We start from the raw sequence: 23,109 nt of genomic DNA on the forward strand, positions 1-23,109 counted from the left end.
TTTCCTTTTGGAGCGGTGCCGATCCCGTGAGAAACATTCCGACCGATCTTCTTCGCACCTTCCTCGCGGTCATCGACCTGCGCAGCCATACGCGCGCCGCCGAGCAGCTCGGCCGCACCCAGCCGGCCATCAGCCTGCAGATGAAGAAGCTCCAGGAGCTTCTCGACGTTTCCCTCTTCGCCAAGGATGCCAGCGCCCAGCCGACCGAGGCGGGCGAGCTCGTGGCGAGTTATGCCCGGCAGATGCTGACGCTCAACGACGAGATGGTGCTGCGGCTCTCCAGGCGGGACCAGCACGGCAAGATCCGCCTCGGCATTCCCAACGACTATGCGGACCATTTCCTGCCGAAGCTAATGCCGCGTCTTGCCCGCAGCGGCCACGATTTCCGCTTTGAGGTGGTCTGCGATCTCTCGCATGTCCTGCTGCAGGGGCTGCGCAACGGCCTCTACGATCTCGTCGTGGCGATGACGCCGGACGGGCCGGCGGAAGGCGCGTTCATGACCTGGAAGGAACCGCTCGCCTGGGTCGGCGATACGCCGACCTCCGTCGTGACGGATGGAAGCGCGAACCTGCGCATCGTCTGCTATCCGGAAGGCTGCCTCTATCGCCGCGCCATGCTGACGGCGCTGCAGCGCGACGGGCGCGGCTACGATCTCGTCTATACCAGCCCCAGCCTTGCCGGGCTGGAGGCTGCCGTCGGCTCCGGCTTCGGCAACACGGTGCTCGCCCGCCGCATCGTGCCGAGCAAGCTGAGGACGCTCGACGAGGCGCTCGGTCTGCCGCGCCTCGCCGACGTCGTCGTCGGCATCTATCTGAGTTCGGATCGCAAGCGCTCGCCGGTTGCCGAAAGTTTTGCGGCGCATTTCGCCGATGCATTCCTCGCCAGCAACCGGGACGGCTGATCAGGCGCGGCGCGCCCGCCCGATCAGGCTCAGCACCACGAAGAGTGCGATGGAGACGGTGGTCAGCAGGCTGGCCGCCGCCATGATCGTCGGGTTGATCTGGTCGCGGATGCCGGAGAACATCTGTACCGGCAGGGTGCGCTGGTCGGCCCCGGTGAGAAACAGGGCGACGATTACCTCGTCGAAGGACACCGCGAAGGCGAGCAGCGCGCCCGAAACGATGCCGGGCAGGATGAGCGGCAACGTGACGGCGAAGAACACGCTGACCGGTCCCGCCCCGAGGCTTGCGCCCGCCCGGCTGAGATTGGTGTCGTAGGTCGACAGCGCCGAGAGCACGGTGACGACCACGAAGGGGATGGCAAGCGCCGCATGGGCCAGCACGAGGCCGGTGCGCGTGTTGGTCAGCCCCAGTGAACCGAAGAACATGTAGGCCCCGACGGCGACGATGACGACCGGCATGATCATCGGCGAGATCATCAGTGCCATCACGGCCTTGCGCGCGGGGAAGCCGGGGCGGCTGATGCCGAGGGCGGCGAGCGTGCCGAGGACGGTCGCGATCAGCGTGCTGAGGGCGGCGGCGGCGAGGCTATTGACGAGGCTCTGCATCCAGCGAGCGTTCTGGAAGAAATCCGCATACCAGCGCCACGAATATTCCCGGATCGGGAAGGTGAAGAACGGATCCTTCGAGACCGAGAGCGGGAAGACGACGAAGAGCGGCCCGATCAGGAAGGCGAGCACGGCGAAGGCGAAGAGGACGACGGCGATGCGGCAGAGCCGTTCGCTGCGGGTCGCGTAAGCGGGAAGCCACATGGTTCTATCCAAGCTTGATACGCTCCGCGCCGACGAGGCGCAGGAACAGGAGATAGATGGAGATCGTCATGACGAGAAGCAGGCCGGCCAGCGCCGCCGCCATGCCCCAGTTCAGGTCGCGGTTGATATAGGTGGCGATGAAGTTCGAGAGCATCTGGTCGCGCGGGCCGCCGACCAGCGCGGGCGTGATGTAGTAGCCGAGCGACAGGATGAAGGTCATCAGGCAGCCGGCGGCGACGCCCGGAAGCGTCTGCGGCGCGTAGACCCGCCAGAAGGCGAAGAACGGCGGGGCACCGAGCGAACGCGCCGCCCGCATCTGTCCCGCGGGAATGGATTTCATGACGCTGAGGATCGGCAGGATGGTGAAGGGAAGCTGGATATGGGTCATTGCCGTCACCGTGCCGAAGCGCGTCAGCATCAGTTGCAGCTTTTCGGTGGTGAGGCCGAGCGCCAGGAGCGCCTGGTTGATGACGCCGTCCGTCTGCAAAAGCACGACCCAGGCGGTGGTGCGCACCAGAAGCGAGGTCCAGAGCGGCAGCAGCACCATCAGCAGCATGAAGCCGGCAATGCGCGCGGGCGCCAGCGAAATGACATAGGCCGTCGGGAAACCGAGAAGAAGCGTCGCCGCCGTCACGAGGCCGGCGATCCAGAGGGTGCGCCCGAGGATGCCGAGAAAGACGGCCTGGTCGTCCTTGACGCGCGTGACGGCGCCGGACGCGTCCTGTTGCAGGTCAACCGCCGTCAGCAGGTAGTAGGGCGTCACGGGCGCGGCATTGCGCTTGATGATCGCCCAGAGGTCCGGGCTTGCCCAGACGGGATCGAGCGCGGCAAATTGCGGGGCGAGGGCACCGTCCTGAAAACCACCGAGATGGCGCACGACGGACATGATGCGGCTGCGCATGCCGGCGCTTTCGTAGTTCAGCCGTTTTCCAAGCGCGGCAGCGGTGTTTTCCTCCTTGGCGCGGGTCAGATCGCCGAGAAGCGCGGCGTAAGCTGCCTCGCCCGGCGTCGCCAGCCCATCCCAGTCGGCAAGGATCGCGGCGGTTTGCGGCAGGGTATCGCGCACCTCCGGGTTTCGCACGGCCGTGGTGAGGAAGAGCCCGATCGGCGCGGCGAAGGTGACGACGAGGAAGAGCAGCGCCGGCAATGCCAGTGCGAGCGCGCCGAGCCGGCCCGGCCGTTCGGCTCGCCGGAGTGCGGCGCGCAGGTTCGGGGCGGCGGCTGGGGAGGGGAGGGAAAGGGTCTGTGTCACGGTCACCTCGCCAGCAATCTGCAATCGGCGGCGGAAAAGGCCATGCCGACCTCGCTTCCGGGCAGGGCCGTCGCGCCTTCGGCTGCCGGCAGGCTGGCGACGAGGCGTTCGGTGCCGAAAGCTTCGAGGGTGAGACGCACCCGGTCGCCGAGGAAGGTCTTGTCGAGCACCCGGGCCTTGATGCGGTTTTCCGCGTTCGCGCTTCCCGCGCCGTCGAGAGCAAGTCGTTCGGGGCGCAGCGAGACGGTGAGGTCGTTTTGCGCGGGATGCGCCGGCCCGCTCGCTGCAAGGCGCGTTCCGTCCTTCATCCGCACGAAGGCGAGGCCGTTCTCGCTGCCGAGGAATTCGCAGGAGAGCGTGTTGTTGTCGCCGATGAAGCCGGCGACGAAGCGGTTCTCTGGCCGGTCGTAGAGCGTCACCGGATCGGAGAGCTGCTGGATGCGGCCGTCGTTGAAGACGGCGATCCGGTCGGACATGGTCAGCGCCTCCGACTGGTCGTGCGTCACATAGACCATGGTGATGCCGAGCTGCTGCTGGATCCTGCGGATCTCGATCTGCATGTGCTCGCGCAACTGCTTGTCGAGCGCGCCGAGCGGTTCGTCCATCAGGATGAGCTTCGGCTTGAACACCATGGCGCGGGCGAGCGCCACGCGCTGCTGCTGGCCGCCGGAAAGCTGCGCCGGGCGGCGTTCACCAAGCCCGTCGAGCCTGACCATGGCAAGCGCCTCCGCAACCCGCCGTGCCGCATCCGCCCCGCGGATCCCGCGGTAACGCAGCGGAAAACCGACATTGTCGGCCACCGTCATATGCGGGAAGAGCGCATAGTTCTGGAAGACGAAGCCGATGTCGCGCCGCTCGGGCGGCAGGCGTTCCACCGCCTGCCCCTCCAGCAGGATGCGCCCGTTCGTCGGTTGCTCGAAGCCGCCGAGCATCATCAGTGTCGTCGTCTTGCCTGAGCCGGACGGGCCGAGCATGGTGAGGAACTCGCCGCGCCGCACGGCAAGGTTCAGGTCCTCCACCACCAGCGTGCGCCCGTCATAGGTCTTCTGCACCCTCTCGAAGGCGACCATCGGATTGGCGGCAGGGGATGGCGACGGCTCGTCGCCGAGCCGCCTCCTTTCCAGCGTCATCGTGTTCATCCGCCCGTCCTTCAGTTGGAAAGCCAGGTGGTGAAGCGCTTGCGGATCTCGTCGCCATGGTCGGCCCAGAAGGCGTTGTCGAGCGTGAGCGAGGTCGTCAGGTTGGCCGGGCTCGTCGGCAGGTTTTTTGCGTCTTCTGCGGCCACTTCGGCAGCCGCCGTCGAGCGAACGGGGCCGTAGGGGATGTATTTGGCGATACCGGCCAGCACCTTCGGCGCGACGGCGAAGCGGATGAAGGCGAGGGAACCCTCGAGGTCCTTCGCGCCCTTGGGAATGACCCAGTAGTTGGAATCGAGGATCTGGTTGTCCCAGACGATGCCGAAGGCGCGGCCTTCCTTGTTGGCGTTGAAGATGCGGCCGTTCCAGGCCGTCGTCATGGTCACCTCGCCCGAGGCGAGCAGTTGCGGGGCCTGCGCGCCGGCCTCCCACCAGACGATCTGCTCCTTGATCGTGTCGAGCTTGGCGAAGGCGCGGTCGAGACCCTCCGGCGTCGCGAGCACCGTATAGACGTCCTGCGACGGCACGCCATCGGCAAGCAGCGCAAATTCGAGGTTGGTCGCGGGGTTCTTCCACAGGCCCCGCTTGCCGGGGAAGGCGGCAAGGTCGAAGAGGTCGGCAAGTTTCGTCGGCGCCTTTTCGAGCTTCGTCTCGTCGTAGGAGAGCACCGTCGCATAGACGATCGTGCCGACGCCGCAGTCCGATGTCGTGCCGGCCAGCCATTCCGATTTCGGTCCGATCTTCTCCCAATCGATCGTTTCGAAAATGCCTTCGTCGCAGCCCTGCAGCAGCGTCGGCGCATCGACGTCGACCACGTCGATCGTCGTGTTGCCGCTGTCGATCATCGCCTTGATCTTGGCGATCTCGCCGCCGTATTCCTGCTCGGAGACGGCCCGGCCGGTTTCTTCGGCATAGGCGCTGAAGACGGCCTTGCGCTGGGCGTCCTGGTAGGCGCCGCCGAAGCTCATGACGGAAAGCGGTTCAGCGGCGCTCGCCGCGCCGAGAAACAAACAGGAGGCAAGCGCCGTCGCTGCCAGAAACATGGGTTTTCTGAACATGGAAATTCCTCTCTGGAGACAGATTCAAATGCCCGTCGCGCCGCCCGTCTTGATTGCGGGCTGTGAGGAAAGCCTATGTTGCGCCATGCTGCGGCGCAAATAAGTAGGTATGATGGAGACATGAGCGCCGCTTATCGGCATGCGCCGGACAAAAAAACGCCCCGTAAAACGGGGCGTTGTATCTTTCGTTTCGAAACGCCGGTCAGGCTGCTTCGCGGTTCTCGACGTCGGTCGGGACGGTGGAGATCGTCTTCAGGATCTGCGAAGCGATCTGGTAGGGGTCGCCCTGGGAGTTCGGGCGGCGGTCTTCCAGATAGCCGCGGTAGCCGTTGTTGACGAAGGAGTGCGGCACGCGGATCGATGCGCCGCGGTCTGCCACGCCATGGCTGAACTGGTGGATCGAGGCCGTTTCATGCTTGCCGGTCAGGCGCATGTGGTTGTCCGGTCCGTAGACGGCGATGTGGTCGGCACGGGCTTCTGCGAAAGCGCCCATGAGGGCTTCGAAATAGTCCCTGCCGCCGACTTCGCGCATGTAGGCGGTCGAGAAGTTGGCGTGCATGCCCGAGCCGTTCCAGTCGGTGTCGCCGAGCGGCTTGCAGTGATATTCGACGTCGATGCCGTACTTTTCGGTCAGGCGCTGCAGCAGGTAGCGGGCAAGCCAGATCTCGTCGGCAGCCTTGCGCGAGCCCTTGCCGAAGACCTGGAATTCCCACTGGCCCTTGGCGACTTCCGCGTTGATGCCTTCATGGTTGATGCCGGCGGCAAGGCAGATGTCGAGATGCTCTTCGACGATCTTGCGGGCGGTGGCGCCGACATTGCTGTAGCCGACACCGCAATAGTACGGGCCCTGCGGAGCCGGGAAGCCGGCATCCGGGAAGCCGAGCGGCCGGCCGTTCTGGTAGAAGAAGTATTCCTGTTCGAAGCCGAACCAGGCGCCGTCGTCATCGAGGATGGAGGCGCGCGTGTTCGACGGATGCGGCGTCTTGGCGTCGGGCATCATGACTTCGCAGAGGGCGAGAACGCCGTTTTTGCGCTCGGGATCAGGATAGACGGCGACCGGCTTCAGCACGCAGTCCGAGCTCGATCCTTCGGCCTGCATCGTGGAAGAACCGTCAAAACCCCAGAGCGGAAGCTGTTCCAGCGTCGGGAAAGCGTCGAATTCCTTGATGAGGGTCTTGCCGCGCAGGTTCGGGCTGGGCTTGTAACCGTCGAGCCAGATGTATTCGAGCTTGTACTTTGTCATTTCGTTCTCTCACGTGACGCTGGTTTTACGAGGCTGCCGGACGCCTGGGGCGCTCGACAACCGGATAGCAGATGAAATGCATCAAACGTGCCAGATCGAAGCGAGCGCGGATATCTGCGGAAAATTCATCGTCCTGCGGAGGTCTGCCCGCAAACACGGCGATACTTTCGCTGAAAGAAGGGGCGCGTTGCACAAAAAATGGGCGGAACGAGGCGGGCTTTAAGGCATTGCTCGTTTTTGAAGCCAGTGGCGTAACCTTCGGCCCACTGGAACTCCGGGCAGATGGATCGCTGGACCTCCGGTGAGGTGAAAAATTTCACGATGCCGCGGCGGTGCGCGAAGAATATCTCCGGTGACTGGCAATCGCAGCGATTCATTGCCTATAAAATCTATGGATTATATCTTTTAATAGTCTCGTTGGCTTGCCAGGAGGATATCATGCCCAAGACCGAATCCAATCCCATCACGCTGGGGACCCGCGCTCCGGACTTTGTTCTGTTCGATGCCGATGGCGCCGCGTTCAGCCTCAAGGATTTCGCGGATAGCCCGGCACTGCTGGTCGCTTTCATCTCGAACCGCTGCCCCTTCGTGGTGCTGATCCGCGAGGCGCTGGCGCAGTTCGCCCGCGATCATGCCGGGCAGGGGCTTGCCATCGTCGCGATCAACAGCAACGACGCGGAGGCGCATCCGGAGGAAGCGCTCGAACGGCTCGGCATCGAGGCGAAGACCTATGGCTATGATTTCCCCTACCTGAAGGATGAAACGCAAGGCGTCGCCAAAGCCTATGGCGCAGCCTGCACGCCGGACTTCTTCCTCTACGACCGCGAGCGCAGGCTGGCCTATCACGGCCAGTTCGACGACGCCCGCCCGGGCAACGGCAAGGACGTCACCGGCGCGGATCTACGTGCGGCCGTGGAAGCTGTGCTGATCGGGGGTGCTGCAGCAGCGGCACAGGTTCCCTCCATCGGCTGCAACATCAAGTGGACAGCCGGCAACGAGCCCTCCTGGTTTCCCACCGCCGCCTGAACCGGCCGTCATTCTCCTCGTACCAGGCCGGAACATCATGGCATCGCGTCGCAAGGAACAGCCCACCCTGGAGGGGCGCCTCATCGAAACGGACGTGCTCGTCGTCGGCGGCGGGCCGGCCGCCGGCTGGGCGGCGCTGTCGGCGGCCGAGGCCGGCGCCCGCGTCGTCCTGGCCGACAAGGGCTACCATGGCACAAGTGGCGCCACCGCGCCGTCGAACACGGGGACCTGGTGCGTGCCGCCGGGCGAAGGACGGGCGGCCTCCGTCGAGCAGCGTTTCAAGCGCACAGTCGGCCTTGCCGACCGCCGCTGGATGCTGCGCGCCGCCGACCAGGCCTACGAGAACCTCCAGAAGCTGGTGGAATGGGGGTATCCGTTCCCGAGCGAGGAGGACGGCAGCCTCTACATCGCCAATCTGCGCGGGCCGGATTACATGCGCTTCCTGCGCCAGCGCGTGCAGAAGGCCGGCGTGACGATCCTCGATCATCACCCGGTCCTCGAATTGCTTGGCGACGACAATCATGTCGCTGGCGCCGCAGGGCTTGCGCGCCGCACCGGGGCAAGTTTCCAGGTCCGGGCGGGGGCCGTGATACTGGCCACGGGCGGTTGCGCCTTTTTCGAACGCATCCTTGGCGGTACGGGGCTGACCGGCGACGGCTATCTCTTCGCCGCGGAGGCCGGTGCATCGCTGTCCGGCATGGAGTTCACCGGCAAATACACGCTCGCCCCGCATGGCACGTCGCTGAACAAGGGCCTGCCTTTCCGCTGGGCCACCTTCTACGGCGCGGACGGTCAGGTGCTGCGCGACGCTCGCGGCGAGCCGGTGACGAACGGCATCGGCGGCGGGGAGCGGCTGGTGGCAGAAGCGCTTCTGTCCGGTCCGGTCTACGCCCGGCTCGATCTTGCCGAACCCGCCATGCAGGACTGGCTGCGGCGCGGCCAGCCGAACTGCTTCCAGCCGTATGAGCGCATGGGCGTCAATCCGTTCGAGGATCTCTTCCGTGTCGATCTCAAATACGAGGGCACGGTGCGCGGCACCGGTGGCATCCGCATCGTCTCCTCCGATTGCGGCACCGGTATTTCCGGCCTCTATGCCGCCGGCGACGCAGCGAGCCGCGAGAACGTGACGGGCGGCATTTCGGGCGGCGGCGCAATCAATGCCTCCTGGGCGATCGCCAGTGGCTGGTGGGCCGGCCATGGCGCGGCCCGGCACGCCCGCCGTTGGCAGGGACGTGATGGAAACCGCCTGCGCCCACTCGGCAGGACAGGCCTTCGCGGCCCGGCCGGGGAGGCCATCGATCTTGCCGCCGCCGCCCGTACGGTGCACGACGAGATCGCCCCGCTCGACAAGAGTTACTGGCGCACGGCTGCCACGCTTGAAGCGAGTGGCAGGACGCTGGAGGACCTCTGGTCCCGGCTGAACGGGGCCTCGCCTGCCGCGGGCCTTGACCGCCTGCAGACCCGCGAGGTCGCGGCCGTCACCGCCAGCGCCCGCTGGACGGTTGCCGCGGCCGCGCTGCGCACGGAAAGCCGCGGCGTGCACCGCCGGCGCGATTTTCCGGGCGAGAGCGAGGCGCAGGCAAGCCGCATCATCGTCTCAGGCCTCGATCGCGTGACGGCGGTGCGGGAGACCCTTTCCCTCGAGACGGCGCAGGAGGGCTGAGGATGATCGAAGTCGTCTCCGCCGACCGCTGCATCCGCTGCGATATCTGCGAGCGCATCTGTCCGGCCTTCGTCTTCGATCGGGACGAGACGGGGCTTCCCGTCATCGCCCGACAGGACGACTGCCAAACCTGTTTCCTCTGCGAAATCTACTGCCCGACCGATGCGCTCTACGTCGCCGAGCAGGCGGATGGCCCGACCGGCATCACCGAGCCCGACGTCCTCGAGCGCGACCTCTTCGGCGCTTATGCCCGCGCGCTCGGCTGGAACCGCGGCCGCGCCGGGGGAACAAGGAATGATCCGACCCGCCACATCCGCGTGGCACAGGTCTGAAAAGGAGATACCATGGAACGCATCGCCGTCAGCGCTGTGCGCAAGTCGTTCAACCTGAAGCCCGGCCAGACCGTGACCGTCGACGGTGTCACGTCCAGTCGTATCGCGGTGCTGGATGGCGTGGACCTCACCATTAACAGCGGCGAGTTCATCACGCTCGTCGGGCCCTCCGGCAGCGGCAAGTCGGTGCTCCTCGACGTGATCGCCGGGCTGACCGAGGCGACCTCGGGCGTCGCCCGCATCGATGGCATCGAGGTCACCAAACCCCATGCCCGCACGGCCTATGTCTTCCAGCAATATGCGCTCTTTCCCTGGCGCACGGCCTTGCAGAATGTCGAATATGCGCTGGAAGTGCGTGGCGTTCCAGCAGCCGAGCGGCGCGAGCGGGCGAAGGACTTCCTGCATCTCTTCGGTCTCAAGGGCTTCGAGGACCGTTTCCCCTCGCAGCTTTCCGGCGGCATGCAGCAGCGCGTGGCGATCGCCCGGGCGCTTTCGACGGATCCGCAGGTCCTCTTGATGGACGAGCCCTTTGCCGCGCTCGATGCGCAGACCCGCGATATCCTGCAGAGCGAGCTCCTTCGCATCTGGGAGCAGATCAAGACGACGGTGGTTTTCGTCACCCATTCCATCGACGAAGCGATCTATCTTGCCGACCGCGTCGTGGTGATGACCGCCCGGCCGGCGAGCGTGAAGGAGATCGTCGAAATCGACCTGCCGCGCCCGCGTGATCTCGATATCCGCAACAGCGAAGCCTTCAACGCCTATCGCGGCCGCGTCTGGGAAAGCCTGCGCGACGAAGTCGGCAAGGCCCAGCGCGACTGGACCCTTGCTTCCACCTACGCCAATTGAGGGAGGATCCGATGAGCCTCATCGTCGACCGCAACCTGCCACTGCGCACCGCCTTTTCCTTGCGCCGCAAGCGCACCTCTTCCAAGGCGCCGAGTGCTTTCGGCGAGACCGTCTCCACCATCACGCTCGGCCTGCCGGCACTCGTCGCCTTCGCGCTGCTCTGGGAGGTCGCACCGCGTATCGGCTGGATCAATGCCCTGTTCTTCCCGCCGCTGAGCCAGGTGCTTGCGGTGCTCTGGGAGATGATCGTCTCCGGCCAGCTTGCCGACCACATCGGCATCAGCCTGCAACGGGCGGCGATCGGTTTTGCGCTGGCCGTCGTCACCGCCGTGCCGCTCGGCTTCCTGATGGGGCGCTATTCGCTGTTCGAGAAAGCCTCCGACTTTCTCGTCCAGACGCTGCGCAACACCTCGCAATTCGCGCTGCTGCCGGTCTTCATCCTCGTTCTCGGTATCGGCGAAGCCTCGAAGATCGCCATCACCTTCTATGCCGCAGTGTTCTTTCTTCTGATCAACACGATCGTCGGCGTGAAGTCCGTCGATCCGCTGCTCGTCAAGGCGGCACGCTCCATGGGCACCTCGGACTGGGACCTCTTCAAGAAGGTGATCTTCCCTTCCGCCATTCCCTCGATCGTCGCCGGTGCCCGGCTCGGCGTGAAGACCTCGCTCTTCTCGGTGATCGCGGCCGAGATGCTCGCGGCCCAGTCCGGCATTGGTTACCTCATCCAGAATTCGTCGCTGATGCTGGAAACCGATCGCATGTATGCGGGCATCCTGACGCTGACGATCATCGGCCTCCTGCTCAACTACCTGCTCGTTGCTGGTGAACGGCGTGCGACGCACTGGCGCGGCAGCGGCGAAAGCGGCCCGAACTGATCCCGATCGCATCGCTTCCTCAATCAACGACCCATCCCGAAAGGATTTGCCCATGACATCGTTTCCGCTCCTTCCGCTGCGCCGGACACTCCTGAAAATCGCACTCGCGCTGTCGATCCTGCCCGGTGCTGGCCTTGCGACGGCCTCCGCCGACGAGGCGAAGCCCGACGTCATCCGCATCGGCTCCACGGCGCCTGGCCACCTGAAGTTCATCCTCTACCGCAACAAGAAGCTCTTGGAGGACGAGTTCGCCAAGGACGGCATCAAGGTTGAGCTGACCACCTTCGACGGTGGCTCGGCGGCGACCGTCGCCCTCGGCTCCGGCGCAATCGACTTCACCTATATCGGCAACAACCCCTCGCTGCGCCTTGCGGCCACCGGCGCCGACGTGAAGCTGATCGGCCTGTCGAGCTGGAACCGCTCCAACGAGACGCAAATCGTCGTGAAGCCGGATTCGCCGATCCAGAAAATCGAGGACCTCAAGGGCAAGAAGGTCGCCTATCTCGCCGGCACGGTGCGCCATTCGACTTTCGCCAAGGCGCTGAAGACGGTGGGCCTTTCGCTGGGCGACGTCGAGAGCCTCAATCTCGGCATCGAGAGCTCCGGTCCGGCCCTGTCGCGTGGTGACGTCGATGCCCTCGTGGAGAGCACCGGTCCTGTGCAGAAGCTGGTCGAGGAAGGCGAAGCCCGGGTGATCTTCGATGCCGGCGTTTCCGGCAGCCCGGAATGGGCCGTGCCGCATCTCCTCAGCGTCAACGGCGATTTCGCCCGCAAGTACCCCGACATCGTGACGCGCCTTTTGGCCGTCGATATCGCGGCGGCGCGCTGGGCCGACGCCAATCCGGAAGAGACGATCGCGATCTTCGTCAGGGAGACCGGCAACAGCGACAAGGCCGTGCGCGCGACCTATCCGGACGGCAAGTTCTTCCAGGATCCGCAGGTGACCGAGGAGGCCGTGCGTGCGCTTCAGGGTGAGGAGGTGTTCATGGCCGATGCCGAGCTTTTGAAGGGCAAGGTCAACTACGACACCTGGATCGATCGCTCCTTCTACGATGCCGCCGTCAAAAAGCTGGATGCCAGCAACTGATTTACGGGCGCTTCCGCTTGTCTCCGGATTGCGGAAACGCTCCCTTCGTTTGTCTCCTTGCACGTCCGGCAAATCCGCTTCGCGCTCTCGCTGGAATTGCTCTATAGGATCGGACGGCGGCGTTTTGAACGCCGTCGCCTTTTTTGTGATTGCGATGTCTTCCATTCCCTCACAGCCCATACCGCTCCACCGCACCCGCATCGTCCCGGCCGTCGTCGCCGTGGCGTTCTTCATGCAGATGCTCGACAGCACGATCATCGCGACGTCGCTGCCGGCGATGGCGAAGGCCTTCTCGACAGATGTCGTGGGGCTCAACATCGGCTTCACGGCCTATCTGCTTGCCATGGCCGTGTTCATTCCGCTGGCCGGCTGGCTTGCCGACCGGTTCGGCGCCCGCGAAGTTTTCGTGACGGCGATCGCACTTTTCACGCTTTCTTCCGTCGCCTGCGGCTTTTCCGGTTCGCTTGGCGAGTTCACCGCGGCGCGGCTCTTTCAGGGCGCATCCGCCGCACTGATGACGCCCGTCGGGCGCCAGCTCGTGCTGCGCGGCGCGCCGAAGGCGGAGTTGGTGCGAGCGATCGCCACCATCACCTGGCCGGCGCTGATCGCGCCGGTGGTCGGGCCGCTGATCGGCGCCTGGGTTACAACCCATGCCGGTTGGGAGTGGAATTTCTTCATCAACCTGCCGCTCGGCCTGCTCGGCGTGGTGCTCGTGCTGTTCTTCGTGCCGGAAGCGCCGGCCGAGGGCGCGCGCCCCTTCGATCTCAAAGGCTTCCTGCTGACGGGAAGCGCGCTCGCCCTCACGCTTGCCGGCCTGGAGCTCTCCAGCGCGCCGACGGGCGGTGCCGGCACGCTTGCCGTTCTCGCCCTCGGCCTTGCCGCCGGTTGGGCTGCCATCCGTCATCTCCGGTGCGCGCCGCATGCGCTGCTCGACATGGCCGTGCTCAAGGTTCCGACTTTTGCCTTCGCGACGCTCTCGGCCGGTACTGCCGGGCGGCTTGCGGTCAATGCCACGCCCTTCCTGCTGCCGCTCCTGTTCCAGGTCGGCCTCGGTATGGACGCCGTCGAGACCGGCTCGCTCGTGCTCGTCTATTTCCTTGGCAACCTCCTGATGAAGAGCGTGACGACGCCGGCGCTGCGCCTTTTCGGCTTCCGTACGCTGCTCGTCGTCAACGGCCTTGTCGCTGCGCTGACGATCGGCGCCTTCGCTTTCGTCGACGATAACACGCCGTGGCTGCTGCTCTTCGGGCTGCTGATCGTTTGCGGACTGTCCCGCTCTATGCAGTTCACCGCGCTGACGACGATCGCCTTTGCCGATGTCACGCCCGCCCAGCGCAGCGCGGCGACTACCATCTCCGCCATGCTGCAGCAGCTCGCGCAGCTTCTCGGCGTCGCCGTTGCCGCCGCCTTCATCCGCCTTTCGGCCGCCCTTTTCCCCGAGGCCGCTGGCGGTGGCATGCTGGTGGATATCCGTGCCGCCTTCCTGTGCATCGCCGCCATCGGGCTCGTCTCGGCCCTGCGTTTCCTCGCGCTGCCTGGCGGTGCCGGGGCGGAAGTTTCGGGACATCGTCATCGCCCCTCTTGATTCTCCTCAAGATTGCGGTAGCCTGCGCGCGTTCGACAAGACTGCATGGGAGAGACCGGCTGCAAGGCCGGCGCCGACGGAGCAACCCCCCAGGAAACTCTCAGGCACAAGTGACCGTGCAGTTGAACGATCTGGAGAGAGACGCTGTGAGCGTCCACCGAAGGGGAAAGCCGCCGCGGCCGTGCCGTGCGGGTAAACTCTCAGGTACCGTGACAGATTGGGGAAAACGCGGGCTCCGGCCCGTACCCTGATGTCATACGGAGCGAGAGACCTATATGCCCCATATCGCCGTTATCGGCGCCGGTATTACCGGCGTCACCACTGCCTATGCTCTTTTGGAGCGTGGCTTCGACGTTACCGTGCTCGAAAGCCAGCGCTACGCTGCCATGGAAACCTCCTTTGCCAATGGCGGTCAGCTTTCCGCCAGCAATGCCGAGGTCTGGAACCATTGGTCCACCCTGTTCAAGGGTGTCAAATGGATGATGCGGAACGACGCGCCGCTGCTGATGAACCCGCGGCCGACCTGGCACAAATATTCCTGGCTTGCCGAGTTCGTCTCGAACATCATGCGCTATCGCGACAACACGGTGGAAACGACCCGTCTGGCGATCGCCGCCCGGCAGCACCTCTTCTCCATCGCCGAGCGCGAAAACATCGATTTCGACCATGTGCGCCGCGGTATCCTGCACATCTACTGGGACAAGGCGAGCTTCGACCACGCCGCGAAGGTCAACGCCATGCTGACCGAGGGCGGGCTCGATCGCCGGGCGGTGACGGCCGAAGAGGTCAAGTCGATCGAGCCGACCCTGCACGGGGCCTTCCATGGTGGCTTCTACACGCCGTCGGATTCGACCGGCGACATCCACAAGTTCACCTCGGGCCTTGCGAAGGCCTGCCAGCGCCGGGGCGCCCGGTTCCTTTTCGATGCCCGCGTTACGGCGATCGGCAGAAACGGTGCATTCCGCATCAGCTATGCGACGGGTGAGGGCGCGGAGCGCCAGGTCGAGGCGGATGGCGTCGTCGTCTGCGCCGGCACGGCCAGTCGCCAGATTGCCGCCATGCTCGGCGACCGGGTCAATATCTATCCCGTCAAGGGCTACTCGATCACCGTGCATCTCGATGACGAGCGCAGCCAGGCGGCAGCCCCCTGGGTGAGCCTGCTCGACGACCGGGCGAAGATCGTGACCAGCCGTCTTGGCCCCGACCGTTTCCGCGTTGCCGGCACGGCCGAATTCAACGGCATGAACCGCGACATCCGCCACGACCGCGTCAAGCCGCTCGTCGACTGGACGCGCATGCTGTTTCCCGAGGCCGATACCAATCGTGTCGTGCCTTGGGCGGGTCTCCGCCCGATGATGCCCAACATGATGCCGCGGGTCGGCAAGGGGCGTCAGCCGGGTGTGTTCTACAACACTGGCCACGGCCATCTCGGCTGGACACTTTCGGCAGCGACCGCGCAGATGGTGACGGATACGATTGCCGGCGAAATGGCAGCAGACCGCGCCATCGCCGCCTGATAGAAGGGCAGCGAAGCTTTCGACAGTTCGGGTTCCGGCGATCCTTCGCCGGGACCTTTCGGAAAACAGGACCCTACGAGGACAGACATGGCCGAACTTACCCTTGCCGTCGCCAACAGCATCATCGCCGCCGCCCTGGAGGCGGGCGCTCAGGCCGGCCTCAAGCCGCTCACCGTGGCGGTGCTCGATGCCGGAGGGCACCTGAAGGCCTTCCAGAAGCAGGACGGTGCCTCCATGCTGCGCTATGAGATCGCTTTCGGCAAAGCCTATGGTTCGCTCGCCGTGGGCATGGGCTCACGCTGGCTGGACAAGAACGCGAAGGAGCGCCCGCACTTCATTGAAGGCCTGACCGCCGTCTCGGGTGGCAAGATCGTCGCCGTTCCCGGCGGCGTGCTGATCCGCGATGCCGCCGGGGCGCTGCTTGGTGCGGTCGGTATCACCGGAGATACCTCCGACAATGACGAGATCTGCGCGGTTGCCGGTATCAAGTCCGTGGGCCTCGTCGCCCAGGTCGATTGAGGCTTGCATCCTCAACGGTTGCCAAGTGGACGGTGGAGAGCGGAGATTGGCAAAGCGGGAAAAGAATGACGTTCTCCACCCGCATCCGTGCTGATTTCAGGGTTCTCCGAAATGACCGACCTGCTTGTAACCAATGTCCGGCCCGATGGCGGTGAGACTGCCGACATCCTGATCAAGGGCGGCAGGATCGTCGCCATCGGTGCAAACCTGCCGCGCGAGCCGGGCGTTCCCGCGCATGATGGCGGCAATGCCGTCGCCATCGCTCCCTTCGTCGAGCCGCACGTGCATCTCGACAAGATCCTCTGGGGCCTGCCGTGGCACAGCATCAATGTGCCGCCCTCGCTGCGTGCGATGATCGACAACGAGGTCGAGATCCGCCAGAACCTGCCCTGGAGCACGGAGGAGCGCGCCGGCAACCTCATGCGGCAGTGCGTTGCCATGGGCTCGACCCATATCCGCAGCCATGTCGACATTTCCAGCGGCTACAAGCTCGACAACCTGCATGCGGTGCTGCGCGCCCATGAAAGGACGCGCCACGCCGTGGGTCTCGAACTCGTCGCGTTTCCGCAGCTCGGCATGATGATCGACCCTGGCACGGCGGATCTGATGGAAGCGGCGCTCGACGAGGGGGCATCCATCATCGGCGGCATCGATCCGACCGATATCGACGGTGATCCCAAAGGGCATCTCGACACGGTCTTCGACATCGCCAGCCGCAAGGGGGCGAAGATCGACATCCACCTGCACGAGGCGAGCGAACTCGGCCTGGCCACCTTGAAGATGATCGCCGAGCGTACCAGGGCGAACGGCATGCAGGGCCGCGTCGTTGTCAGCCATGCCTTCTGTCTTGGCGACGGGGCGGCCGATGCGGTGGACAGGATGATCGACGTCCTTGCGGAAAACGATATCGGCATCATTTCCGCCGTTCCGGGCGAGATCGATTTTCCGCCGATTTTCGAGCTGGCTCGACGCGGCGTCAGATGCGCCGTCGCTTCGGATTCCCTGCGTGACACCTGGAACCCGCACGGCAACGGCGACATGCTGGAGCGCTGCTGGCTGCTGTCCTACCGCTCCTATTGCCGCACCGATGACGAGCTGGTCGCTGCGCTCGACATGGGCACGGCGCGCGGCGCCGCCCTGCTCGATCTTGAAGGCTACGGCCTCGATGTCGGTCGCGAGGGCAGCCTTGTGCTGATCGAGGGCGAAAACCGGGCGCAGATCCTCGTCGACCGGCCGAAGCGCAGCCTGGTGGTCAAGCGCGGCCGTATCGTCGCGCGCAACGGTGCCTGGGTGGAGTGAGGCCGCGCGTAGCGCGGCACTCGTGCGATGATCAGCGCGGGCTCAGTTTCCAGTAGAGCGTGAAAGCGACCGCAATCAGCATCGCCACGGCGACGCCGACAACGCCGACAAAGGCATAGTCGAAGGCGGACTGGGCAAGGGTGATGACCTGTTGTGCCTGGTCCGGTTTGAGGCCGTCGGCAAGAACCAGCGCCTCGTCGAGGCTGTCGCGGGCCTCGTCGGCAAGCGCTATGCCCTGCGGCACCACCATCGCCTTCGAGTAGAGGGCGGACATCAGGCTTCCGAGCAGTGCAATGCCGAGCGCGCCGCCCAGTTCGAACGAAACTTCCTCCACGGAGGCGGCCATGCCGGCCTGCTCCTCCGGTGCCGAGAGCATGATCACGGCCGATGCCGCCGTCATGGAGGCGCCGACACCGAAGCCCATCGCGGCGAGGGCCGCGATCCAGTAACCCGTCGGTCCCTGGTGCGTGGCGAGGAAGGCGGCAAGCGCAAGCCCGGACAGCAGCAGTGCGGCCCAGAGTACCCGTTCGCCACCGAGGCGCGGCAGGGCGAGCCCGGTAAGCGGCCCGGCGAAGAAGGCGGCTGCGGGGATCGGCAGAATGAGCAGGCCGGCCTCGAGCGGGGAATAGCCGAGCACGAGCTGAAGCCGCTGGCTGAAGACCAGCTCCACGCCGATGAGGGCGGCGGAGGCGACGAGTGCGGTGACGACGCCCGCGGTAAAACGCGGATTGGCGAAGAGCGCGAAATCGATCAGCGGTGCCGCGCTGCGGCGCTGGCGGCGGATGAATACCGTCATCGCCGCAAGGCCGATGGCGAGCGCGATGGCTGCGCTTTCCCAGGAAGGATCGCGTTTGCCCGCTTCCTTGACGGCATAGGTGAGGCCGACGAGGCCGAACATCACCTGCACGGAGCCGAGGAGATCCCAGGGCCGGGTGCGGTCTCCCGCGCGGCGGGCGAGCAGGACGGCGCTTGCCGCGAGCGCGACGAGCACGACCGGAACGTTGATCAGGAAGACGGAGCCCCACCAGAAATATTCGAGCAGCAGCCCGCCGACGACGGGGCCGAGCGCTGCCCCGCCCGAGGCGACCGCAGCCCAGATGCCGATGGCGAAGGCGCGCTCCTTCTCGTCGGTGAAGGTGAGGCGGATGAGCGACAGCGTGGCGGGCATCATCATCGCGGCCCCGGCGGCCAGGACGACGCGTGCGGCAATCAGGAGGGCGGAGGAGGGGGCGAAGGCCGCGCCGAGCGAGGCGAGACCGAACACGATGAGGCCGGCCATGAACATCTGCTTGTGGCCCAGCCGATCGCCCAGCGTACCGAGACCGGGCAGCAGGCCGGCGACAACAAGTGGATAGGCGTTGACGATCCAGAGCTTTTCCGCGGCTGTCGCTGACAGTGCGTGCGTCAGTTTGGGCAGGGCCGTGTAGAGCACCGTCATGTCGATGACGATCAGGAAGAGGGCACTGGAGACGACGGCGAGAACGAGCCAGCGTTTACCACGAGACATGGGTATGATCCTTGGGCATGGTGTTTAGAGGTTGCATGCGCGTGGGGCGCTATATAAATACGTTCGTATTGAAATGGAAGAGGTGAAATGGCAGGACGACCGCGCAGTATAGATCGCGACCGTGTTCTGGACGCCGCGGAGGCGATCGTGGCCTTGGACGGTGCGACGGGCCTGACCTTCGATGCCGTCGCGCGCGCCGCGGGCATCACGAAGGGCGGCGTGCAATATTGCTTCGGCACGAAGGAGAATTTGATCCGCTCGATGATCGAGCGCTGGGGCAGCACGTTCGAGGGGGAGGTGATGGCGCATGCGGGCGATGACCGCTCGCCGCAGTCCGTCATCCGCGGACATCTGCTCGCGACCCGCGACAGCGACGAGGCGGAGTACTCTCGTTCCGCTGTAATGATGACGGCCCTCTTGCAAAGCCCGGAGCAGGTGGCGTCGAGCCGGGTCTGGTACACGCATCGCCTGGCGGGGCTGGATATGGACAAGGCGGAGGACAGGCAGGCGGCGCTCGCCTTCCTCGCTGGTGAGGGCGCCTTCCTGCTGAAGGCCTTCGGCCTTATCGATATCACAGAGGCCCAATGGACGGCCCTGTTCTCCGACATGCTTGCCCTTGCAGGTGGGCGCGGCGGGAGAGGAAACGAGGACCCGTCGAAATAGGCCACTATCGTCTTGGGGGGTGTTGCCGCATTCCCGCGACGAATGCTTCAGGCCTGCCGGCGAAGCCTCGCGGAGAGGATCGCCGGGATCATGCCGCCGGAAACCAGGATGGCGGCCTCCCGGTCCGTTTCCACTGCGGCGCGGGCCTGCAATTGCTGGCGGGTGCCGTCGGGCCGCAGCAGGGTCACTCTGATCGGGCCACGCGGTACCACCTGCGTGGCGTCGATCTCGATACGGTCCGTTGGCCCCGGGGAAAAGGGCGTCGCGCGGTCGATCACGATGGGAAGCACGCCCATGCCGACGAGATTGGTGCGGTGGATGCGCTCGAAGCTGCGGGCGAGCACCGCGCGCACGCCGAGCAGCGCCACGCCCTTGGCGGCCCAGTCGCGTGACGAGCCGGTGCCGTAGCGCTCGCCGGCGACGAGGACGACGGAACGGCCCTCCGCCCGGTATCGTTCGGCGACGTTCCAGAGCGGGCCTTCCTCCAGCGTCGGCGCATGGATGGTCCGCGAGGCCGGCCGGCCGCCGATCAGGACGTTCGCGGCAGTCCGGTTGTCGAAAAGGCCGCGCACCATGGCCTGCCAGTTGCCGCGCCGGGCGGCGTAGACGTTGAGGTCGGCCGGGGGATCTCCGCGTTCGATGAGGTGTTGCCCGGCAAGACTGCCGGCTGCGATCTGGCCGGCCGGTGAGATGTGGTCGGTCGTCATGTCGTCGCCGAGGACGAGCAGGGGATGGGCCGTATAGGCGCCCAGCCGGTTTTCCTGTCCCGCGGCGGCAAAGGGCGGCCGGCGGAGATAGGTGGAGGTCTCGGACCACGGAAAGCGCACGGATCGCGGCGCATCGAGCTGTTGCCAGGGTTCGTATTGCCCGGCCTGCGCAAAGGCCTCCCTGAAGGCCTGCGGCTCGGAAAACTGTCGCACCACAGCATCGATTTCCGCGTCTGACGCGAGCAGTTCGCCAAGGCGGATCGGGGTGCTGCCGCCCCCGCGGGCGATCTCGACATTCATGGGATCGGGCACGATCCTGCCGACAAGCGACAGGGCGACGACGAGTGGCGGAGACGCAATAAAGCCGAACTGCAGGGCCGGATGCACACGCCCCGGAAAGTTGCGGTTGCCTGAAAGCAGCGCCGCTGCCACCGTTCCACCGGCAATCGCCTCTGCCATGTCCGGCTGCAGCGGCCCGGAATTGCCGATGCAGGTCGTACAGCCATGGCCGACGATGCCGAAGCCCAGCGCTTCCAGATCGGCAAGCAGTCCGCTGGCCGAGAGAAACTGCTCGGCGGAGGGTGAGCCGGGCGCAAGGGAGGTCTTGACCCAGGCGGGCGGGCGAAGGCCGAGGCAGCGGGCCCTGCGTGCGACGAGGCCTGCGGCGGCAAGCAGCCGACGGTCGGAGGTGTTCGTACAGCTCGTAATGGCGGCGATGGCGATCGCGCCATCCGGTATGTCCTGTGTTCCCTGCCGGAACGGTTGGCCGCTTGCCGCCTCCAGTGCCCGTGCCGCCTCGTCAAGTGGCAGCTTGTCCTGCGGCCGGCACGGGCCGGCGAGAAGCGGCGCAACGTTTGCAAGATCGAGCTCGACGACGCGGGTGTAGCGCGGTTCCGCGGCGGGATCGAACCAGAGGCCGAGCGCCCTTGCCGCCGTCTCCACCAGCGCGCAATGTTCGGCCGAGCGCCCCGTTTCACGAAGATAGGCGATCGTTTGTGTATCGATCGGAAAGAAGCCGGTCGAGGCGCCGTATTCCGGTGCCATGTTGGCGACGACCGCCCGGTCGCCGCCGGTCAGCGTGGAGACGCCCGCGCCGAAGAATTCGACGAACTCGCCGGCGATGCCGTGCCGGCGCAGCAGGTGGGTGACCTCGAGCGCGAGGTCCGTCGACAGCACGCCGGGCCTCAGTCGCCCGGTGAGGTGGACACCGACCACGTCAGGAATGCGCAGCGTCACCGGCATGCCGAAAAGCACGCTCTCAGCCTCGAGCCCGCCGACACCCCAGGCCAGAACACCGATGCCGTTGATCATCGGCGTGTGGCTGTCCGTGCCGACGAGCGTGTCGGGCGCAACCCAACGCTCACCGTCGCGCCCCTCGATCCCGATGACCGTGGCGAGCTGTTCGAGATTCAGCGTGTGCATGATTCCGGTGCCGGGTGGATGGACCCGGACGCCGGGCAGCGCGGTGGTCGCCCATTTCATCAGACGGTAGCGCTCGCTGTTGCGGTCCATCTCGCGGCGCATGTTGTGTTCGCGCGCGCCCGGGCGACCATACCAGTCGACGGCCACGCTGTGGTCGACCGAAACGTCGACGGGCAGCGCGGGGGTCAGGGACGAAGGGTCGCCGCCAGCCTCGGCGATGGCGTCGCGCATGGCGGCGATATCCACCAGTGCGGGCACGCAGGTCGTGTCGTGCATCAGCACGCGGGACGGATGGAAATCGACCTCCCCCTCGCTCGTGCCGTCCTCGATCCAGCGGTCGAGCGCGGCGACGAAGGCCGCCAGCCGGCCAGGGTCGCGCCGTGCCACGTTCTCGAGCAGGATGCGCAGGACGACGGGCAAGCGTTCGAGCCGACCTTCGAAGACCTCGTTCAACGGGACGAGCCGGGCGGTTCCCTGCGCCGTTTCGATCTGCCGCATCGCCGAAAGCTCCAAGAAAATGATTTTTAGAACTTAAAAAGCCAATTATATGGATGTGTCAATCGGAATCTGGCCTCTCATTGGCTTTTATCCGGCAGGATATGCAAAAAATCTGGGCTATTGTTTCTTTTGCCCCACCCGTGGAATAACCTCTGCCCGACACGCCCCTCCGGAAGACCAGGGACACCGAAGACATGCGCTCCAGCCAGCTGGCCCAGACCATCGCCAACGAAATCACCCTTCTCGTCACCTCCGGGGAGTTGACGGTGGGCGACCATGTCAAGACCCAGCAGCTGGCGGACCGCTTCGGAGTCTCCCGTTCGCCTGTGCGTGAGGCGATGGACATGCTGGCAAGTCAGGGATTGCTGGAGCAGAAGGAAAACCGTGGCTTCTTCGTGCGGGAGACGGCCGGAGGCATCGTCGAGCGGGTGCGCGACGATGCCGAGCCATTCGAGATCGCGAATGACTACCAGCGGCTGGCAGAGGACTGGCTGACGGACCGCATCCCCGCCGAGGTGACGGAGCAGATGTTGCGCGAGCGCTATGAACTGACCAAATCGCAGCTCAACGATGTCCTGATGCGTGCTACCCGCGAGGGCTGGGCGGAGCGCAAGCAGGGATACGGTTGGCGCTTCCTGCCGGTGGCGAAGACGCCGGAGGCCTTCGAGCAGATCTATCGGTTCCGCATGCTGATCGAGCCGGCCGCCATGCTGGAACCGGAGTTCCGCCTCGACCGGAAGATCATCGAGGAGCAGCGGCGTATCCAGCAGCGGATGCTGGACACCGACATCGAGCGCCTACCGGCCGAGCGGCTGCTGCACAATGGTGCGTCCTTCCATGAGGAGCTGATCAAGATGTCGAACAACCCGTTCTTCCATCTCTCGCTCGTGCGCGTGAACCGCATGCGCCGTCTTCTCGAATACCGCTCGCGCGTCGACCGCAGCCGCACTGTGCGGCAATGCCAGGAACACCTCGAAATTCTCGATCTTCTCGAGCGCGGCGAGATCGTCGAGGCGTCCTACACGATGCGCCGGCATCTCGGCGGTGCGCTCTCCAAGAAGTCGCCCGTTGCCTGGTCCTGGTCGCACCAGGCGCATGAAAAAGAAGGTCCCGAAAAATAGAGATTGCATTTATGAATTAAAAAAGCCAATACTTCTCC

General features: G+C 65.4%; 20 protein-coding genes and 1 riboswitch. Of the genes, 13 read left to right on the forward strand and 7 right to left on the reverse strand.

Annotation, left to right across the window (positions count from 1 at the left end):
* Positions 1 to 26: 26 nt before the first annotated feature.
* Positions 27 to 902 carry a LysR family transcriptional regulator gene (locus AKG11_RS18915; RefSeq protein WP_024270274.1) on the forward strand — a complete coding sequence of 292 codons (876 nt, stop codon included), beginning with the start codon at positions 27 to 29 and terminating at the stop codon, positions 900 to 902.
* Here AKG11_RS18915 and AKG11_RS18920 read toward each other — a convergent pair whose 3' ends face one another.
* The 5 genes from AKG11_RS18920 to AKG11_RS18940 all read right to left on the reverse strand — a co-directional run bounded on the left by AKG11_RS18920 (position 903) and on the right by AKG11_RS18940 (position 6,401).
* Positions 903 to 1,712, reverse strand: a complete 810-nt coding sequence (locus AKG11_RS18920) for an ABC transporter permease (protein WP_050745042.1) — start codon at positions 1,710 to 1,712, stop codon at positions 903 to 905. It lies immediately after the preceding gene.
* 4 nt (positions 1,713 to 1,716) lie between these two features.
* Complete coding sequence (locus AKG11_RS18925; protein ID WP_050745158.1) at positions 1,717 to 2,964, reverse strand: ABC transporter permease; 1,248 nt, start codon at positions 2,962 to 2,964, stop codon at positions 1,717 to 1,719.
* A 2-nt stretch (positions 2,965 to 2,966) separates the two neighbouring features.
* Entirely contained in the window at positions 2,967 to 4,103 is a 1,137-nt protein-coding gene (locus tag AKG11_RS18930) for an ABC transporter ATP-binding protein (protein ID WP_082342528.1), read from the reverse strand.
* A gap of 11 nt (positions 4,104 to 4,114) precedes the next feature.
* Complete coding sequence (locus AKG11_RS18935; protein ID WP_050745043.1) at positions 4,115 to 5,158, reverse strand: ABC transporter substrate-binding protein; 1,044 nt, start codon at positions 5,156 to 5,158, stop codon at positions 4,115 to 4,117.
* 202 nt (positions 5,159 to 5,360) lie between these two features.
* Positions 5,361 to 6,401 carry a glutamine synthetase beta-grasp domain-containing protein gene (locus AKG11_RS18940; protein WP_023516650.1) on the reverse strand — a complete coding sequence of 347 codons (1,041 nt, stop codon included), beginning with the start codon at positions 6,399 to 6,401 and terminating at the stop codon, positions 5,361 to 5,363.
* Between the two features lie 438 nt (positions 6,402 to 6,839).
* On the opposite strand from AKG11_RS18940, the gene AKG11_RS18945 reads away from it, so the two are divergent.
* The 10 genes from AKG11_RS18945 (at position 6,840) to AKG11_RS18990 (ending at position 17,153) form a co-directional block, all read left to right on the forward strand.
* A complete protein-coding gene (locus tag AKG11_RS18945; protein ID WP_050745044.1) occupies positions 6,840 to 7,427 on the forward strand; it encodes a thioredoxin family protein in 588 nt (195 codons plus the stop codon).
* Positions 7,428 to 7,464: 37 nt separating this feature from the next.
* Positions 7,465 to 9,090: an FAD-dependent oxidoreductase gene (locus AKG11_RS18950; RefSeq protein ID WP_050745045.1), complete on the forward strand. Its 1,626-nt coding sequence runs from the start codon at positions 7,465 to 7,467 to the stop codon at positions 9,088 to 9,090.
* Between the two features lie 2 nt (positions 9,091 to 9,092).
* Positions 9,093 to 9,422 (forward strand): 4Fe-4S dicluster domain-containing protein, encoded by a 330-nt coding sequence (locus tag AKG11_RS18955; protein ID WP_023516983.1) that lies wholly within the window; start codon positions 9,093 to 9,095, stop codon positions 9,420 to 9,422.
* A 12-nt stretch (positions 9,423 to 9,434) separates the two neighbouring features.
* A complete protein-coding gene (locus AKG11_RS18960) occupies positions 9,435 to 10,271 on the forward strand; it encodes an ABC transporter ATP-binding protein (protein WP_023516982.1) in 837 nt (278 codons plus the stop codon).
* A gap of 11 nt (positions 10,272 to 10,282) precedes the next feature.
* Positions 10,283 to 11,146 carry an ABC transporter permease gene (locus AKG11_RS18965; RefSeq protein ID WP_050745046.1) on the forward strand — a complete coding sequence of 288 codons (864 nt, stop codon included), beginning with the start codon at positions 10,283 to 10,285 and terminating at the stop codon, positions 11,144 to 11,146.
* Positions 11,147 to 11,198: 52 nt separating this feature from the next.
* Complete coding sequence (locus tag AKG11_RS18970; RefSeq protein ID WP_050745047.1) at positions 11,199 to 12,233, forward strand: aliphatic sulfonate ABC transporter substrate-binding protein; 1,035 nt, start codon at positions 11,199 to 11,201, stop codon at positions 12,231 to 12,233.
* Between the two features lie 154 nt (positions 12,234 to 12,387).
* A complete protein-coding gene (locus AKG11_RS18975; protein WP_050745160.1) occupies positions 12,388 to 13,818 on the forward strand; it encodes an MFS transporter in 1,431 nt (476 codons plus the stop codon).
* Between the two features lie 36 nt (positions 13,819 to 13,854).
* Positions 13,855 to 13,945, forward strand: a riboswitch (glycine riboswitch).
* Between the two features lie 148 nt (positions 13,946 to 14,093).
* Positions 14,094 to 15,335: a D-amino acid dehydrogenase gene (locus AKG11_RS18980; protein WP_050745048.1), complete on the forward strand. Its 1,242-nt coding sequence runs from the start codon at positions 14,094 to 14,096 to the stop codon at positions 15,333 to 15,335.
* A gap of 87 nt (positions 15,336 to 15,422) precedes the next feature.
* Positions 15,423 to 15,854 (forward strand): GlcG/HbpS family heme-binding protein, encoded by a 432-nt coding sequence (locus tag AKG11_RS18985; protein WP_023516811.1) that lies wholly within the window; start codon positions 15,423 to 15,425, stop codon positions 15,852 to 15,854.
* A 111-nt stretch (positions 15,855 to 15,965) separates the two neighbouring features.
* Positions 15,966 to 17,153, forward strand: a complete 1,188-nt coding sequence (locus tag AKG11_RS18990) for an amidohydrolase family protein (protein ID WP_156334110.1) — start codon at positions 15,966 to 15,968, stop codon at positions 17,151 to 17,153.
* Positions 17,154 to 17,184: 31 nt separating this feature from the next.
* Here the strand turns inward: AKG11_RS18990 and AKG11_RS18995 are convergent, their stop codons facing one another.
* Positions 17,185 to 18,660 (reverse strand): MFS transporter, encoded by a 1,476-nt coding sequence (locus AKG11_RS18995; RefSeq protein ID WP_050745050.1) that lies wholly within the window; start codon positions 18,658 to 18,660, stop codon positions 17,185 to 17,187.
* An 87-nt stretch (positions 18,661 to 18,747) separates the two neighbouring features.
* On the opposite strand from AKG11_RS18995, the gene AKG11_RS19000 reads away from it, so the two are divergent.
* Positions 18,748 to 19,323, forward strand: coding sequence for a TetR/AcrR family transcriptional regulator (locus AKG11_RS19000; protein ID WP_050745051.1), 576 nt, complete (start codon positions 18,748 to 18,750; stop codon positions 19,321 to 19,323).
* A 47-nt stretch (positions 19,324 to 19,370) separates the two neighbouring features.
* Here AKG11_RS19000 and acnA read toward each other — a convergent pair whose 3' ends face one another.
* Positions 19,371 to 21,950: an aconitate hydratase AcnA gene (acnA, locus tag AKG11_RS19005; RefSeq protein WP_050745052.1), complete on the reverse strand. Its 2,580-nt coding sequence runs from the start codon at positions 21,948 to 21,950 to the stop codon at positions 19,371 to 19,373.
* A gap of 194 nt (positions 21,951 to 22,144) precedes the next feature.
* On the opposite strand from acnA, the gene AKG11_RS19010 reads away from it, so the two are divergent.
* Entirely contained in the window at positions 22,145 to 23,071 is a 927-nt protein-coding gene (locus tag AKG11_RS19010) for a GntR family transcriptional regulator (RefSeq protein ID WP_023516908.1), read from the forward strand.
* Positions 23,072 to 23,109: the final 38 nt, after the last annotated feature.

Origin of the sequence: Shinella sp. SUS2 (genome assembly GCF_001262505.1) — a bacterium.
Classification (GTDB): Bacteria; Pseudomonadota; Alphaproteobacteria; order Rhizobiales; family Rhizobiaceae; genus Shinella.